11 protein-coding genes and 2 pseudogenes are annotated in these 16,225 nt (G+C 42.0%); 2 read left to right on the top strand and 11 right to left on the bottom strand.

Annotation, left to right across the window (positions count from 1 at the left end; all coding sequences use genetic code 11):
• Window positions 1-794 (top strand): annotated as a pseudogene (locus tag C8322_RS00860) (IS5 family transposase); the annotation flags it as partial.
• A 99-nt stretch (window positions 795-893) separates the two neighbouring features.
• Here the strand turns inward: C8322_RS00860 and C8322_RS00855 are convergent.
• From C8322_RS00855 to C8322_RS00805, 10 genes are all read right to left on the bottom strand, one after another.
• Window positions 894-4,142, bottom strand: a complete 3,249-nt coding sequence (locus C8322_RS00855) for a type I restriction endonuclease subunit R (protein WP_111810278.1) — start codon at window positions 4,140-4,142, stop codon at window positions 894-896.
• Entirely contained in the window at window positions 4,139-5,188 is a 1,050-nt protein-coding gene (locus C8322_RS00850; RefSeq protein WP_111810277.1) for a PDDEXK nuclease domain-containing protein, read from the bottom strand. The genes C8322_RS00855 and C8322_RS00850 overlap by 4 nt, the downstream gene beginning before the upstream one ends.
• Window positions 5,185-6,567 carry a restriction endonuclease subunit S gene (locus C8322_RS00845; protein ID WP_111810276.1) on the bottom strand — a complete coding sequence of 461 codons (1,383 nt, stop codon included), beginning with the start codon at window positions 6,565-6,567 and terminating at the stop codon, window positions 5,185-5,187. The genes C8322_RS00850 and C8322_RS00845 overlap by 4 nt, the downstream gene beginning before the upstream one ends.
• Complete coding sequence (locus tag C8322_RS00840; protein ID WP_111810275.1) at window positions 6,567-8,852, bottom strand: type I restriction-modification system subunit M; 2,286 nt, start codon at window positions 8,850-8,852, stop codon at window positions 6,567-6,569. Before C8322_RS00840 ends, C8322_RS00845 begins: the two co-directional genes overlap by 1 nt.
• A gap of 265 nt (window positions 8,853-9,117) precedes the next feature.
• Complete coding sequence (locus C8322_RS00835) at window positions 9,118-9,348, bottom strand: helix-turn-helix transcriptional regulator (protein WP_005180632.1); 231 nt, start codon at window positions 9,346-9,348, stop codon at window positions 9,118-9,120.
• A gap of 79 nt (window positions 9,349-9,427) precedes the next feature.
• Window positions 9,428-10,312 (bottom strand): hydrolase or metal-binding protein, encoded by an 885-nt coding sequence (locus C8322_RS00830; RefSeq protein WP_111810274.1) that lies wholly within the window; start codon window positions 10,310-10,312, stop codon window positions 9,428-9,430.
• A 195-nt stretch (window positions 10,313-10,507) separates the two neighbouring features.
• Window positions 10,508-11,566, bottom strand: coding sequence for a YqaJ viral recombinase family protein (locus tag C8322_RS00820; protein WP_111810272.1), 1,059 nt, complete (start codon window positions 11,564-11,566; stop codon window positions 10,508-10,510).
• Window positions 11,567-11,741: 175 nt separating this feature from the next.
• On the bottom strand, window positions 11,742-12,773 hold the full coding sequence (locus C8322_RS00815; RefSeq protein ID WP_005180637.1) for a DUF932 domain-containing protein: 1,032 nt from the start codon (window positions 12,771-12,773) through the stop codon (window positions 11,742-11,744).
• Window positions 12,774-12,793: 20 nt separating this feature from the next.
• Window positions 12,794-13,072, bottom strand: a complete 279-nt coding sequence (locus C8322_RS00810; protein WP_111810738.1) for a hypothetical protein — start codon at window positions 13,070-13,072, stop codon at window positions 12,794-12,796.
• A 103-nt stretch (window positions 13,073-13,175) separates the two neighbouring features.
• The gene (locus C8322_RS00805; RefSeq protein ID WP_111810271.1) at window positions 13,176-14,084 is read right to left on the bottom strand and encodes a YagK/YfjJ domain-containing protein; all 909 of its coding nucleotides are present in this window, start codon (window positions 14,082-14,084) and stop codon (window positions 13,176-13,178) included.
• 367 nt (window positions 14,085-14,451) lie between these two features.
• On the opposite strand from C8322_RS00805, the gene C8322_RS00800 reads away from it, so the two are divergent.
• The gene (locus C8322_RS00800) at window positions 14,452-15,465 is read left to right on the top strand and encodes a hypothetical protein (RefSeq protein ID WP_111810270.1); all 1,014 of its coding nucleotides are present in this window, start codon (window positions 14,452-14,454) and stop codon (window positions 15,463-15,465) included.
• A gap of 15 nt (window positions 15,466-15,480) precedes the next feature.
• On the opposite strand, the pseudogene C8322_RS14505 reads toward C8322_RS00800, so the two are convergent.
• Window positions 15,481-15,735, bottom strand: a pseudogene (locus C8322_RS14505) (tyrosine-type recombinase/integrase); the annotation flags it as partial.
• Between the last annotated feature and the right edge of the window lie 490 nt (window positions 15,736-16,225).

Raw genomic sequence — 16,225 nt, 5'->3', positions numbered from 1 at the left:
TCCGACGCAGCCATCCAATGCTGCTTAATGATTAAATCCTTATTCCGTCTATCTTTACGTATGGTCACTGGCTTTGTGCAAAGTCTGATTAAATTTTGCGGATTAAATTGGACCGCACCAGATTACAGTACGCTTTGTAGAAGACAAAAGCATATTGATATTGCAATCAGCTACCAAAAAAGTAGCGATGGGCTGCCTTGCGCAATATATTGCTCATCATAGACTCTACAGGCATGAAGTTTCTAGGTGAGGGCGAATGGAAACGCAAGAAACATGGATCTGAATATCGTCGCCAATGGCGTAAACTACATATTGGTATAGATGCCAAAACCCTACAAATACGCGCTATTCAGCTCACAACCAATAATGTCTGTGATTCACAGGTGCTTGGTGATTTACTTAATCAGATTCCACAAGATGAGCAGATTGACTCTGTTTATACCGATGGAGCTTATGACACCAAGCAATGCCGTCAGGTCATTGCAGATCGGCAAGCGCATGCGGTGATTCCACCTAGAAAAAATGCGAAACAATGGAAAGATACAAAGAGTAGCTCGCTAGAGCGAAATGAATTACTTCGAACAATTAAACGTTTAGGCAGGACACTATGGAAAAAATGGTCAGGCTATCATCGCCGAAGTTTGGTTGAGACTAAAATGCACTGCATCAAATTATTAGGAGATAAACTCAGTGCAAGGAGCTTTGATAGCCAAGTCAATGAGGTTCATGCACGTGTAGCAGTCCTCAACAGATTTACGGAATTAGGTCGACCACTTACCCAAGTTACGCCTTAAATTTGGCTCAATTAGGGGCGCTTTGCCTTTCAAATCTTTGTGCAACAAAGCCCTTGGGCATCAATTTGCATTCTCTTTCCCCCCTCTCCCTCTCTAAAATTACCCACCACTCAACATATCAAAGATCACCCGTGCAAATATGCTGGCTTTCGCCGGATCGGACAGCAACTGCATCATCTGTTCCTGATGTGCCGCACTACTGCCAAGAATGGCATCATCCATCGCTTTCGGGAAATCACCCAGCATGGCTTGTTCACGGGTATTGTTGGCAATCTGCTTCATCACAATCTCATTTTCCGCCAGCTTGTCACGTACCGTATAGGCATAGTTCAGCATGTCTTTATCGGTTAGGTTATCAGTGATAAAGACATCATTCAGACGCTCAATGATCTGTGACAGGAACTCTTCTTTCTTATCGCGTGGCTTGGCTGCACCGAGGTCATTGCCGGGTTCTAGCTTAAAATCTTCGGCGTCTTCTTTGAGCTTGATGTCTTGCTGACGGATCTTGGACAAGCGGTAATGGCTCATACTGACATTACTTAAGTCCACCTCATCGTCTTTCGTTGCGGTTTCACGCAGCAATGGACGCAGGTTACGCGCATACAGACTAAGTTTTTCCAGTTCTTTGTCATCGTAGTCCACGATCTGTGACATAAACTCGTAAAAACGGGTAAAACTTCCCAAGTCTTTTTTAAAGATTTCCAGCTTGTCTTTTTCAAGCTTGGCCTCTTTAAAGGCATTGTCGGCATTAGCAATCAGCACCGCATCATTGGTTTTCTTGCAGCGTTCCAGCATATCGCGACTGGTGTTATAGGCTTCGATGGCTTGGCTATAGCGTTTCTGCCAGCGTTCAACCGCAGGCTTGCAAATGTTACTGATCGCGGCATTGGATTTGTTCTTGGTAAAGAACGCTTCGACAAACTGTTCAACTTCCGTCCACAGAAAAATCTTGCTGGCTTTCAGTTTTTCAAACAGGTCAAAGATCTGATCCGGATTGGAGACATCGGCCAGTTCAGCGGTTTGATAATATGGCTGGAAGGCCGCCAGGATATCTTCAGGCTCGTTAAAGAAGTCCAAGACAAAGGTGCCAGACTCTGCCTTGCCCGGATAGGTTCGGTTCAGGCGTGACAGGGTTTGCACACATTCTACCCCACCGAGTTTTTTGTCCACGTACATGGCACACAGTTTCGGTTGGTCAAAGCCAGTCTGGAACTTGTTGGCCACCAGCATCACCTGATAGTCATCACTGTCAAAGGCCTTGCGCATTTCCCGACCTTTCAGTCCCGGGTTCATGTTGCGTTCGTTAAAGGTCTGCCCGACTAAGCCGCTGCTGTCGGTATCCTTGTCATTAAACTCAACCTCACCCGAGAATGCTACCATAGCCTGAATAGACTTATAGCCCTGATCCATCACGTATTTGTCAAAGGCCAGCTTGTAACGCACCGCTTCTTTACGTGAACTGGTCACCACCATGGCTTTGGCCTGCCCACCCAATAAGCCCATCACGTTATTTTTAAAATGTTCGACAATGACTTTCACTTTCTGGGAAATGTTGTGGTCATGCAGGCGCACCCACTGATTCAGTCTGATCTTGGCTTTTTTGGCATCGACCTGTTTGTCGGCTTCTTCAATTTTCTGTTTGAGCTTATACACCACTTTATAGTTGGTATAGTTTTTTAGCACATCCAGAATAAAGCCTTCTTCAATGGCTTGGCGCATGGAGTAGACATGGAAAGCTTCCGGCTTGTTCTGCTTGGATGGCGGTAGCTCAGGATTGGGTACACGGCCAAACAGTTGCAGGGTTTTGTCTTTCGGTGTCGCGGTAAAGGCATAGTAGCTGAGGTTGTTACTGCCCTTACGTGCAGCCACCACCGCATCCAGAATATCTTCCGAGGACAGTTCTGTATCCTCATCACGCTCTTCCAGCATCAATACTTCTTTCAGCTGGCGTGCCGTGGAGCCGCTTTGCGAAGAATGCGCTTCATCGGCAATCACCGCATAACGTCGCTGTTTCAGATTGGTACTGTTTTCAATCGCACGCAGCACAAAGGGGAAAGTCTGGATGGTCACAATGATAATCGGCTGTGAGGTTTCCAGTGCCTTGGCCAGTTTTTCCGACTTGGAGCCATCACCCTCTTTGTTATTGATGCGTCCGACCACGCCATCGGCATGTTCAAACTGGTAGATGGTGTCCTGTAGCTGGGCATCCAGAATGGTACGGTCAGTGACCACAATCACCGAATCAAACAGTTTCTGATTGTGTTGATCGTACAGGGTCGACAGCTGATGTGCTGTCCAGGCAATCGAGTTGGACTTACCTGAACCTGCACTGTGCTGAATCAGATATTTCTGTCCAGTGCCCTCCTCTAAGGCGGCATTGATCAGTTTGGTGACCACATTCCACTGGTGGTAACGTGGGAAGATCAGCAGTTCTTTTTTGTACTTGCGGCCTTCCCAGTCTTCTTTTTCTTCAATTTGCAGATGGACAAAACGTCCAATGATATTCAGCAAATTGTCCGGTGTGAGAACTTCGTTCCACAGATAGGCCGTAGCATACTGATTCTGGTCTTCCGGCACATCATTGCCTGCGCCACCGTCATGTGTGCCTTTATTGAATGGCAGGAAGAAAGTATCTTCTCCGGCCAGTTGGGTCGCCATATAGACTTCATACTGACTGACAGCAAAATGCACCAATGCGCCACGCTTAAACATCAGCAAGGGTTCAGGCTTGTTGGTTTCTGGATCTTTCGGCAAGCGGGTGCGTTTGTACTGCAACATGGCATTCTGCACCGCCTGCTTAAACTCGGACTTGAGTTCCAGTGTCGCCACCGGAAAGCCGTTGATAAACAGGACTAGATCAATACGCCATTTCTTGGCCTGTTTGCCCATGTTCTGTAACTCGGCAGCCGTGGCATACGGGCTATACACCAGTTCCGGTACAATGCGGCAGATGTTTTTCTTGTAGTTGGCTAAGGTATCTGGATTGAGCGCATGTTCCGGTTTAAACTGACAGAGGAAAAAGCGTGCGCTACGGGTTTTCACGCCATGACGCAGCACACCTAAAGTGCCATAGCTACGTGACTGTTCATCAGTGGCATTGATGTCGGCTTTCTTCAGCTGGGCAACCACGGCTTCCAGAAAATGCCGTTCGGTATCTTGCGGAAAGATGCGCTGAAACTTCTGCCAGTCTTGTGCTTGGGTTTGTTGCACAAAATCCAGTACGTCCTGCTCATACAAGGCAGTTTCACGGTTGTAGCCTTGTGGCGTACCAAGTTGCCAGCCTTGAGCCAGCATCTGTTGAATAATATCGTTCTGGAAAATGCTTTCACGGGTAGCGTCCATGATTATTGTTCTCCATCGGCGAGCAAGCGTTGTTTAGCACGTTCCATAGCAAGTTGTAAGCGTTGTTCCAGGATTTCTTTTGGCGGTAAAACGGTCATGTATTCAGCCACATGAATATCCGAGCTTTCCAAGTCCAGCAATTCAATTTGCTCATGTTTTTTAGAAGTACAGAAAATAATGCCCAGCGGTGGGTTTTCACCTTCTTCCTGTTCGTATTTAGCCAGCCAGCGTAAATACAGTTCCATCTGGCTTTTATGCGAATGCCGGAATTTTTCAGTTTTCAGGTCAATCGCGACCAGTCGTTTGAGTTTGCGGTTATAAAACAACAGGTCAATGTAGAAATCATCTTCATCAATCTGAATACGCTTCTGGCGGGCAATAAAGGTAAAGCCTGAACCAAGCTCTAAAAGAAACTGCTCAATATCGCGCAAAATGGCATCTTCTAAATCCTTTTCCAGATAGCGGTCATTCAGATCGAGAAAGTCCAGAATATAAGGATCTTTGAGCAAGAGCTGCTGATGTACAACCCCTTGTTCCTTGAGCTGTTGCAGTTCATGCAGAATGGTTTCATCCGGTTTTTTGGAAATGGCGGTACGTTCAAACAGCATTGAACCGATCCGTTCATCCAGCATTCGCGTAGACCAGCGTTCCTGCACGGCCATGCTGAGATAAAACTCTCGTTTGATGTGGTCATCTATATACATCAGGGTTTTAAGATGCGTCCAGCTTAATTGTCCACGCACTGCATGGACAATGTTAATATCATCAAAAACTTCTGCAAATTTAACATAGTAGTTGAGCTGTGACTTTCCCCAGCCTCGGCCTAATTGCGCTGTCAGGGCTTTGGATAAATTACCAATGATGTGTTGCCCATATTCTGCCCGCTCCCCTTTTAATATTTCCTGTCGGATACGTTGTCCTACCGACCAATACAGCAAGGTCAGTTCGGCATTGACGGCTACGGCTGCGCGCTGTTTGGCCGTATGAACGAGTGAAACAATCTCTTGGGTCAATTGTGGCAAGGCTACGGGCGTTAAAGAATGCTCACTCATGTGCTTAACTCCGTGTCTGCCTCAGCAACTGTTGGGGCTTGCCAATTGCGAACGTCAATTTTTCCGGTGACTGCGGCTGAGATTAAAGCTGTTCGGCGTTCTTGCATTAACAGAATAGTTTGTTCTGACTTTTCAATCAGAAAATCTATTTTATAAATTTTATTATCTAAATAGTTGCTAATTATGGTTGCTTCTTCATCACTAGGTAGTGGTATTGGAAAATTATTTATGTTTTCCTGAGTCATTGTAGGCATACCACTACCTGTATTACTGTTTTCTATTATTGATTTAATGAATTTTGAACTAAACAAATATCCCAAAAATCTAGGTTCTATTTTCGATTTTTTTATCAATGCCATTTGAGGGTTAATAGTCATAGGTTCTAATTTATTAAAAATAATCGCAGATTTTCCGAAAGTTGATCCAGTCTTTACTAATAATAAATCATTTTCATCAACGATAATTTCTGGAGATTCAAAGTATTTTTTCCAGCTCAAATAAGTTTTTTTCTCTAGAGTTAACTTGTTAGCATTACTAATATTAGAAGGACTTAAGACCAATGCGCCTTCGCCTTCATCAACAATATCATCTACTGTATAGCCCCTAAATCCAATTCTGCCAAAAATAGAAGCATTATATTTTAGGCGAGAAATCTTCCAATGCTCCGGCACTTCCCCTAACCATTCCACACCCGAATCTTTCATTGGGACATTTGGGTTAAGCCCTTTGGTCACGGCATGGCTAATCACTGCCTGGCGTTTTTCTTTCAGCAGTTCAATCAGTTGTTGCTGTTTTTCAATCAGGTGATCGATTTTGGTGGTTTCGTGGTCGAGGAAGTTGGCTATATTCTTTTGTTCATCACTAGATGGTAGAAAGATAGGAGAACCTTCCAACTTTTCAGCCGTATAATGAGCAATGGTCGCCTTATTACAAATGATATTAATAAAATCAGTAGATTTTAAGAATTTCATCCAATACAAAAAGTATTTTGAATTATTTACATACTTAGGACGAACACGGTTAATTGCATTCTGAATATAGCATTCTTCTAATTCACAATTCCAAATAGCTGATCTTCCTGCATCACCACCTTCACTTACTAATACGTCACTTTTTTGCAAAAGAAGTTTTTTACATTCATCAGGTGAAAACCACATTGATTCAACTTGATCAATATTTATTCCGTTAGGCTGAATATTCTGTGCTTTTAAATATAATTTAAGTTCATCTAAACTCGACTTCGGAGTGCTTTGCAGCATTTTCCCTAAAGTAACTAAATAACCATATTTAACTTGAGTAGCTAACCAATGACTTGGAATTTTCCCCAACCACTCAACCCCTGAATTCTTATATTCCGCATAGGCCTGATACTTTGCCATTATGAATGCACCTCTTGTAGCAGCTGCATAATCTCGGCACTCACCGCATCCAGATCCGCATCAATCTCGGCTAGGTCACGTGGTGGCTGGTACACGTAGAAATGACGGTTAAACGGAATTTCATAACCGACAATGCCAATCTCGCCATCTTTTTCATCACGCTTGTCGGCATTGATCCAGGCATCCGGCACGTGTGGCTGTACTTCACGTTTAAAGTAATCTTCTATCAGTTCAGTCGTGCTGACTTTTGGATTCAGTGCAATGTTCTCGGCATCACGCAAATCCCCATCCTGCACAAACTCCACCACTTTGCCCTGGTAGCTAAACTGGCCATACAGTGGATTTTCCGCCTGTTTCACGACTTTATTAATCACCGGTTCCGCTTCCGGATTCTTCCAGGTAATGGCATCTAACAGCTGCTTCTTCTCTTTAGCATCCAACTTGATGTCGGTCTGCTTCAGGGCTTTTTTCAACACGTCATCAAACTGGTTAAAGTCATCAAACTGCTCAGTGCCAATCACCTCCTGTAAAGCTTGGGCTTTTTCCATCAGGGCTTTCTGGAACAGCCAGATTTTGCTGTCCAGCACCTCTTTAATGTCTTTTTCTTTTAGCTCAGGGAACTCGGCTTTAATCAGGGCACGGACCTCAAGCGCCACGTCCTGCAACTGACCATAAGTTTCTGCTGCCCACGCTGTACCAAAGGCTGTGCCCAATTGCGCATCGATACTTTGCATCACGGCATTAAACGGTTTTGGCGCAAAGCGTAATGATGCAATCGCGCTATCCGTGATCTGTGCCGATAAACGTAATGGTCGTTCAATGGTCACGCGACGATAGCCAAATTCATGACTGTAAAAGATTTTGCTGGCGAATGGTTTTTGCTGTTCGGTTTCGCCATCCTGCGCCAAGGTGTCTACCGCGACAAAGTCACCGTAATTTTGGGTAATGGTGGCAATTTCAGCTTCAGTGAGATAGTTACGTTTTGAACCCAGCGACTTACGCATTTTGGTACTGAGGTTTGAGGCATTAATCAGCTGTACCTTGCCTTTACGTTCAGCGGCTTTTTTATTGCTGAGTACCCAGATATAGGTGGCAATCCCGGTGTTGTAGAACATGTCGTTCGGTAAGGCAATAATGGCTTCCAGCAAATCGGCTTCTAAAATATAGCGACGGATCTCGCTTTCACCACTGCCTGCACTACCGGTAAACAATGGTGAACCATTCAGGATAATCCCGATGCGGCTACCGCTCTCGGTACTGCTGGCATCACGCATCTTGCTGATCAGGTGCATCAGGAATAATAGTGAACCATCCGATACCCGTGGCAAGCCTGCACCGAAACGGCCATCAAAGCCCTTGTGTTCATGTTCGTCCTTGATGTCCTGTTCGATCTTTTTCCAGTCCACGCCAAAGGGTGGATTCGACAGCATGTAGTCAAACTGATCCACAGCAAGCTGGTCATTCGACAACGTGTTGCCGAGTTTAATCCGGCTCACGTCCTGGCCTTTAATCAGCATGTCGGCTTTACAGATGGCGTAGGATTCTGGATTGAGTTCCTGACCAAACGCACGCATCACGGCATTCGGGTTCAGCTCATGCAGATATTCCATGCCTGAAGACAGGAAACCGCCTGTTCCCGCAGTCGGGTCATAAATGGTACGGATAATGCCGTCTTTGGTCAGCACGTCATCATCTTCCATAAACACCAGTGCAGTGGTCAAACGTACGATGTCACGCGGGGTAAAGTGTTCCCCTGCTGTTTCATTAGAACCTTCGGCAAAACGACGGATCAGTTCTTCAAACACCAAGCCCATGTCATGGTTGGATACATTCTTTGGACTCAGATCCGTGGTGGCAAACTTTTGCACCACCTTATATAACAGGTTGGCATCATCGAGGAGGCCCGCAAATTCGATGAAGTTAAAGTATTCAAAGATCTCGCGGGCATCTTTAGAGAAACTTTGCACATAGGTGCTCAAGTTGGCCTTGATATCACTCTGCCCCATTTTACTGAGAACCATTGGGGAGGTGTTAAAGAAGGCTAGACCGTTGGTGGCACGCAGCAATAACTTTTCTTGAGCTTCTTCTGGCAGATTCAGCTTGGAGACTTTTTCATGTTCTGCCAGTACCGCAGCCTTGCTTTGTTCCAGTACACATTCCAGACGACGCAACAAGGTAAATGGCAGAATGATGCGGCCATATTGCGATTGTTTGAAGTCACCACGCAGCAGGTCGGCAACCGACCAGATGAAAGAAGCGATTTGTGAAAAGTTATTGTTGGTCATAGTGTTCTGAAAAATCCTGGTTCTTATTTAACGCAGTAGCATCAACTGAAAACTTGCTTACCTTTATCTTACTGAAATTTTGTTGAAATTTTGGAAAAAAATAGTGATTAATCACTGAATTGATTTCACTCAGCGACAGAAAATGTCGTTTAAAGCATCTTTTGATTGTAGTAGTGAATGGCTTGATTCATTTTATTCTTTAGATTTTTAACATTTCCATAGTTTACTGAAAACCAAAAAATAAGGGAGCCGAAGCTCCCCACTTTTATTCACGATTTTCCAGCTTATCTTCAATCCATTGATTTATTTCCCAAGCTGACCAGCCAATACGAGATTCACTTAGTCGCACAGGCTTTGGAAAAGTAGAATCGTAGTATTTTGATTTCTCATTGATCATTTCATAGATTTTAGCTCGACTGATACTTGTAAATTGAACTACCTCTTTAATATTAATGATTTGATTCATCGGGAAAGTTTGACCAACAAATGCATTCATGATGTTTACTCCTATCTCATGATTTCGAGCAACTCGCTCATGAGATACGGCAATCTCGTAAGGTTTTACCCTGTACGATTTAATTTAAAGCCGTCACTGATCCTTTCAATCCCTGTTGGATATCAAATGCAGTCTGCGTTTCCTCAATCTGCTGGCCTTCAACAGGCTGATAAAACTCCTCAACCACATCCAAACCTTCCTCCATGTCTACGTCCATCCTTCCATTCCCAAAGCCCTTCCTTGCGGTAAAGTCCACAGCCTCCTGATAAAACCCAGCCTGCTTACTCTGCTCATCAATTTGCTTTGCCTGAATAATGGCTTCATTCAAGCTAATCCCCTCCCTTAAAGTTAGATCCACGTAATACACCGGCTGACGATAGCTTTGTGTCGTACTCTTGCCCCGCAATATCAATTGCAAGGGTAGACATGACAGCAAACCATTTGATGCCGCATGGTAATAACTCAGCCGTGAAGCCAAAGTCCGGATACTGTTAAAGCCTGTAGTTCTAAAGATGAAGGTGCCAAACTCATCCGATTCATCTAAGTTCACATGCAAACGCCCGTAGGGCTTGCAGTTCCCTCCTTGAGCCAATGGACATAAATCGGGGGATGGACAGGGAAGTTGCTCCACGCCTTGATTGGTTAAACGTTGGCAGGTTTCTCCATTACCGACACAGACAGGTCTTCCAGTCTGTCGGTCAAACAGGCTGTATTCTGCACGCAGGTTTAAATCAGGATCATTAAAGATCATTCTGACAGGGATTGAACGTAGCTTTTGATTCGGAGTATTCGCTCGAAGCTGGTCATCTAATGGATGTTTGACCCAGCCTTCTTTGCTTTGAATCTGGGACGTAATGGTGAATTGATCATCTTTTTCAGGCAGTCGCTTGCCATTCTTTTCGATCATACGACCGATACTGATACGCCCCAGGATTGGTGGAGTAATTGCTAAACCTTTAATCATGTTGATATTCCTTAATGTATTACCTTACAAATTTGGGTCTATCTATGTAGGTCGGAACAAGGACCAAATAAGTGACCCAAAGAATGTAGAGCCAGATAAAGTGCTACAGAAATCGCGACCGATTTGCTCTCTACCGAAGGGTAGAGAGCGGGGAGCGATTTTTGTGAATTTTCGATTGGGTGCTGTAGATAGGGCTTAGTCGGTATAGATGTTGAATCGACGACTGCCCTGCTTTTGAAGTGGATAAAGCTCGATGAGTTCAGGCTGGTGCTGAAGTAATGTCTTGGTATTGAGGCTGATAGAATCCTTGGCTTTCTTCCAGACCACTGAGCCATGTGCAAAGACTGCCCTTTCCTTGTCTTGCATCATCATCTGAATTTCATGTTTAAGTTGGTCAAAGCGTTCCTGCTGATGCTGGATCTCTTCTTTTATTTTGATGAGCTGGTCGAACATCAAATTGGCATTTTCGTTTTGCGAAAGATCCTCTACCGTTAAAGGTACATGCGCTGGATAAAGTTGTTGAATCGCTTTAGCTGCGGATTCACTGGCATCGACTGATGGCGGCATATCCTTTTCTACACACTCCCAGAAATATCGTTCTGCTTTAACAATATGCTCAATCACTGATTCAGACCGTGTCACTTTGAATATCTTGGTTTCATGCCCACAGATCAAGACACAAACATGCGCTGCCTGTTTACCAGTCACCGCCAGTTGATGTTGTACCTGACAAAGCACATATAAAGGCACACCATCACGCCACAATTTTGCTCCATGCTCACCTGCTGTTTTGCATTCCAAAATTTGGACTTCATCGCTGCCGACTACGCTGTAATCCAGATTGGCTAGCATAAAGTGTTTATCGGGATCAGGATGCTGAAGCACCGCATTGATCCGTCGTACCTTGTTATGGGTGCGCATGCTATAGAACTCTGCCACCAAAGGTTCCAGCTGCTTACCCCAATATAGCGGTGCTACACCTGAGCTTTCATCTTCTATGGATTGAGCCTGTCGTCCAGTTTTGATTAGCCAGAGTTCCAGCATCGACATATAGGGATTGAGACCACAGGCAGTCGCGGCATCACTGCTACCGATACCTTGTTTACGAACTTCGAGCCAATCTTGATACGCCATCCCTTTGGTGTTGACCAGCCGCTTGGCTGCTGTTGAGCGTTTAGTAGTGATGGTTGGATTAACTACGATCTTTGAGCCTACATTCGTAGGCTGATGGGAAATAGGTACAATTTGATTCATGGAATTATCCTTATAAATTCTGATCTCTGTAAAAGAAATGCATAAAAAAGCCATACCCGACACGAGGTCGGGTATGGCGATTCGTTTGCTGTTTTAATTGAGAGGCGTTACATGAGTGCTCTGACTAGCACTTGTTTAGGGTGACTTGATTTCGACATAAGTGAGTTAGTTAATTTCAGGCGATCAAAGCAAGCGCTTGCTCCAATCCCCGTTGTTTCACACCCGCACCTGCACCAAACCAAGCTGAATCAAGACGATGATCGGTACTCATGGCACGTCGTTCATGATCCACAAATTCTGTGATCGAACACAGTAAGCCATAAGCAGTGTCTTTGGCGGATGACAGGTCAGCACCACGTCCTTGCCCATTGAACATGTCCAAAGCTTTATTCATGGCACGACCATTCGGTTCAGGCTTTTTCTCCTGAGCTTGCTGCGCGACATTACGATAGAACTGAATAATGTTTTCTTCAGGATCGGAAATTGACATGGTGCTGTTGTTGAATACGGCATCAAAATAAGCTTTGGCTTCTTGCTGACTCACCTTACGCTGTGTGAGTTGTTTCATCTCATACATGTGCTCATCCCATGCACGCACTGAAATACCTAATTGCTGCTTCACTTTCTCTGCATCAAACTTGGTACTATGTGGAACTTTCACTACACCTGCACTACTGCTCTGCCCACGTAACGCAATAGCTAAAGTGTTGTTACAGACTACTCGGATACTTGTGAACTGTGCTGTCGTTGCCAAGGTGCCATCACACGCAGTAGCCAGCAGGATATAACCATTACTGACATCCTTAGACTTTAACGCGGTACTTTGCCCGGTACGTGCCAAAGCCCAGAACTTCTTACCACCTTTCAAAACCCCTGCGGTTTCTAACTCAAAGCCAGATTGCTCAGTCAGATCCCGGTAGAACTCCAGAATCTCTTTAGGCTGAACTTCCTGATAACGCTGACTGACCACAGATAAAGGTGCATGGGTATCTGAGCGATACAACACTCGCTGCTCTTCAAAAGGCATGATGATGCTCTGACCACGTTCATTCTGTGCCATATAGCTGACGTTCGAGGATTCAATCCGCCAGTCCATCCCAGCTTGCTGTGCCCAAACTTCGAGTGGTTGATTCGGACTCAGCTGATTACCCAGACCATGCCAAGGGGTTTCGCCAACATAGGCGATTTGTTCGATTTGATGTGCCATCGTTCTTATCTCCTGAGTTATTAGCGGAAGTTCTGCTGACAGTGGTTGCAATGGTAATAGGTCATCGTGATCGGCTTTTTAGGCTCATCAAACACGCTGCTAAATAAGCCACCAATGACTGCACCAGCGATACCACCAATGAATGGGGATACAGGCAAAGGCAACCCCTTTGAAATGGTTGCACCGATAGTTGCGAACGATGCGGACGCTGCTAGACCTGTAGAATCAGAACCATTCACCTGCTGATTAACCACTTGAATAACCTGATCCGAAAAACAATAAGGACAATTTAAACTCATAATATATACCTCTAGAAATGACAAAGGCTCACCGATTGGCAAGCCTTGCAAAGTTAAAAAACTCGTTTTCATCTAGATAATGTATATCTGAGATTATTTTCATTTAGCGTCTATCATACTGCGCTCTTAACTGACCCTTACCAAATACTCTTCGTCCTTTGGGCTTTACACGTAAGTATTGAAGAGTACGTTTGTGATGATCAGCAATGTATTCCATTGCCTCAATGAAATTTGTCACTTGGGTTGAATCACGACGATAAATCACACCGATCCCTAGCTTATTCTCTCTTCGAAGTTTCGCTACACGTTCACGGTTCCAGCAATTATATCCTTGACCATAACCTCTAGTAATATCCTTCCATAGCGCGATTATTTCATCCCCCCAATATGCTGCGCTTCCATCACGATAGGCATTATCATAAATGATTGCTAAGTGACAGTGAAAACCTTTACTTTTACCGCCTTGCTCCACTCCCCATATATATCCAATCACATGTTTAAATATGCCATCTTTATTTTGGATACGATTAAGCAGTATATCTAAGTCCTTATAAATATCTTCAACCCTGATTCGACTAGAATATTCTTGCAAATAACCCAAGTCTACACGAGCAACTAATATTCGACTGCATTTATTAAGTATTGATCTACAATATTCCTGCACTTCAATTTTATTTTCATCTTTCTGTTTTTCAATAGTTTCATAATCTTTCTTGAAAAGCTCAAATAAATCTAAAAACCATTTTCTCATCTCTCTGTACCCAATTATCTTTAACTCATCCATAAGTTCAAAATAACCAGAGTCTATTCTCTGTAAGTCATATCTCAGAATTACAAAGAATTTAAGATAACCTATGTATTCATCATCAGGATCATAAATATCATTAAAGTCAAATAATAGATCTATAAGCTGTGAATAGAATTCATCCCATTTTGTTCGTTCTCTTTTTAAACGTTTTAAAAATTTCTCAATCTCAAGTGTAAGTTTTTCCTGATTAATTGAAATTCTCATGTTTAAACCTATGTGTGTGATAGTTACATAAGAGATAGGGAATTCAGTATATATATACGTTTACTTCACAATAAAGTGTTACCTAATAAACGATTAGATTAATAACCAAAGCGTTAGGGAGTCCAAATTCCTCCTGTAGTGCAGTACCTATTCTCTACATGAAAAACTTTTCCTCCCTGCTCTACGCTTAAATTCATGTAGGATCGAGTCTCCAAAAAGCTAGAGTTAAGCTAAAACCTAATTAATAGCTAATAAAAATGTCCATAAGCTAATATTTTTAAGCATTCAAGGTGATTTCAATATTGAAAAATACTAGAGAAAATATTAGTATAAATACTACAAGAAATACTACAGGTAATTAATAAAAATGGGCTTAACTTCAGTAAATCACAATATCCGTAAAGGGCTTTTGATTGACAAACTTTTAAGAGGTTTTAAAGAGCATGAGTATGTATGGATAGCTTGGAAAGTGGCTAGCACTAATAATTACACCCCTCGTGATTTTTTCAATTTTTATAATGAAAAATATTCTTATAAATATTTATTTGATTATATAAAAACAACTTTATCTAAACTTGAAGAAGAAGAAATAAATATCTTTATTAAGAATTGTCATAAAGAACAGGAAGAATATATTTTAAATATAGATATTAATCTACATCTAAAGGATGACAGATTATGTTGGTTCTTAATTAATAGATTCACCCAAGACTACGATATACCTATTTTTATTAGAGAAAGTACATTTAAAAAATTAAAAAACTCAGAAACATCAAGTCAAATTAATAATAATATAATACACAAATCCGCCCACAACCCTAAAATACTTAGACAAAACGCCAATCATAAAGTTCATAAAAACATTAATAATCCTAGAATTTTTATTTTAGCTTTGATTTATTTAAACCCCGAAATAACGCACAATATCATTCAAAAAAATTTAGACTTGGAAGAATATATTGCTGATTTTGATAAAATAATAAAAGAAAAAATAAATCTAAATAAATACATTAAGGATAAAGATTTTATAGAGTGGAGCAAAAACTATATTGATAAAAATTTTGAATACAATGTTTTCCCTCAATTTCTTTTTGAAAAAGAAAAGTTACATGAAAATTATATCTATGCCTATTTTGACGATCTTTACATTCATAATAGAGAAAAATATATTAATGATTTAAATAAACTTAAAAAAGCATGGCAGCAAAATGTTTTCAGATTAAAAAATAAGGATAATCTTAAAAAGAAATTTCACTTACCCTTAAGAAAAAATACAAAGGTTCGATTGAAAGAATTAGCAGAGCTTTACAATATTTCTGAATCAGAACTTCTAGAAAAATTGATTAATAAGGAATATGAAGAATATAAAGACTATAAGTAACTAGAAAGGTAAGGCTCAATACTGAGCCATCCATCCTTCTACCTGCTCCCCATACCACTGCATCAATCTCACTCGCTCATCCCAATATTGCGCTCGATTATATGCCGAACGAATTCTATTCTGGGGAACATGAGCAAGCTGACTTTCAATCGCATCTATATTGAATAAATTCGACTCATTCACCACCGTACTGAACATTGTTCTAAAATCATGTGTGGTCATTCGACTTGCATACCCTGAACGTTCAATTACTACCAAAATCGATTCACTGTGAGTAAAATAATTCAGATATAGCAACTGATTGTTATTTGTTCATTTTATAATAAGCATCAGATGACATAAAGGCACCCTTATGTAGTTGGGGGTACAAATGTGGGTATAATCAAAAATATATATTTTTATTTAATTATATTTCATTTACTTAAAAAACAAATATGACTCCCTCTTTCACCGCCAAATATCATTATCATGTAGCCACATGATGTCTTAAAAGGCTTAAATCTAAAGGGTTTAAGCCTTTTTTGTTGGCTGTAATTACATATCATGCTGCAATTTCACTATTGACTATTCCTCAACGCCTTCATTTTTAGCTCCTAGAAAAGCATAAATATTTAATCAGATTCTTTAATTTTTACGGCTTAATAAAGGAAAACTCATTAAGCATGTTGGCTAAATTCCATTTTTAGAAGTTACATTAATTTTAATTTTATGAATCACTATTAAGCTTGTAATATTCTGCCAATTGTTTGAAAAGTGATCT

Source organism: Acinetobacter sp. SM1B (assembly GCF_003289665.1).
GTDB classification, from domain to species: domain Bacteria; phylum Pseudomonadota; class Gammaproteobacteria; order Pseudomonadales; family Moraxellaceae; genus Acinetobacter; species Acinetobacter schindleri.
The sequence above is the reverse complement of the archived record's forward strand: the minus strand, read 5'-3'. Positions and strand labels throughout refer to the sequence as shown.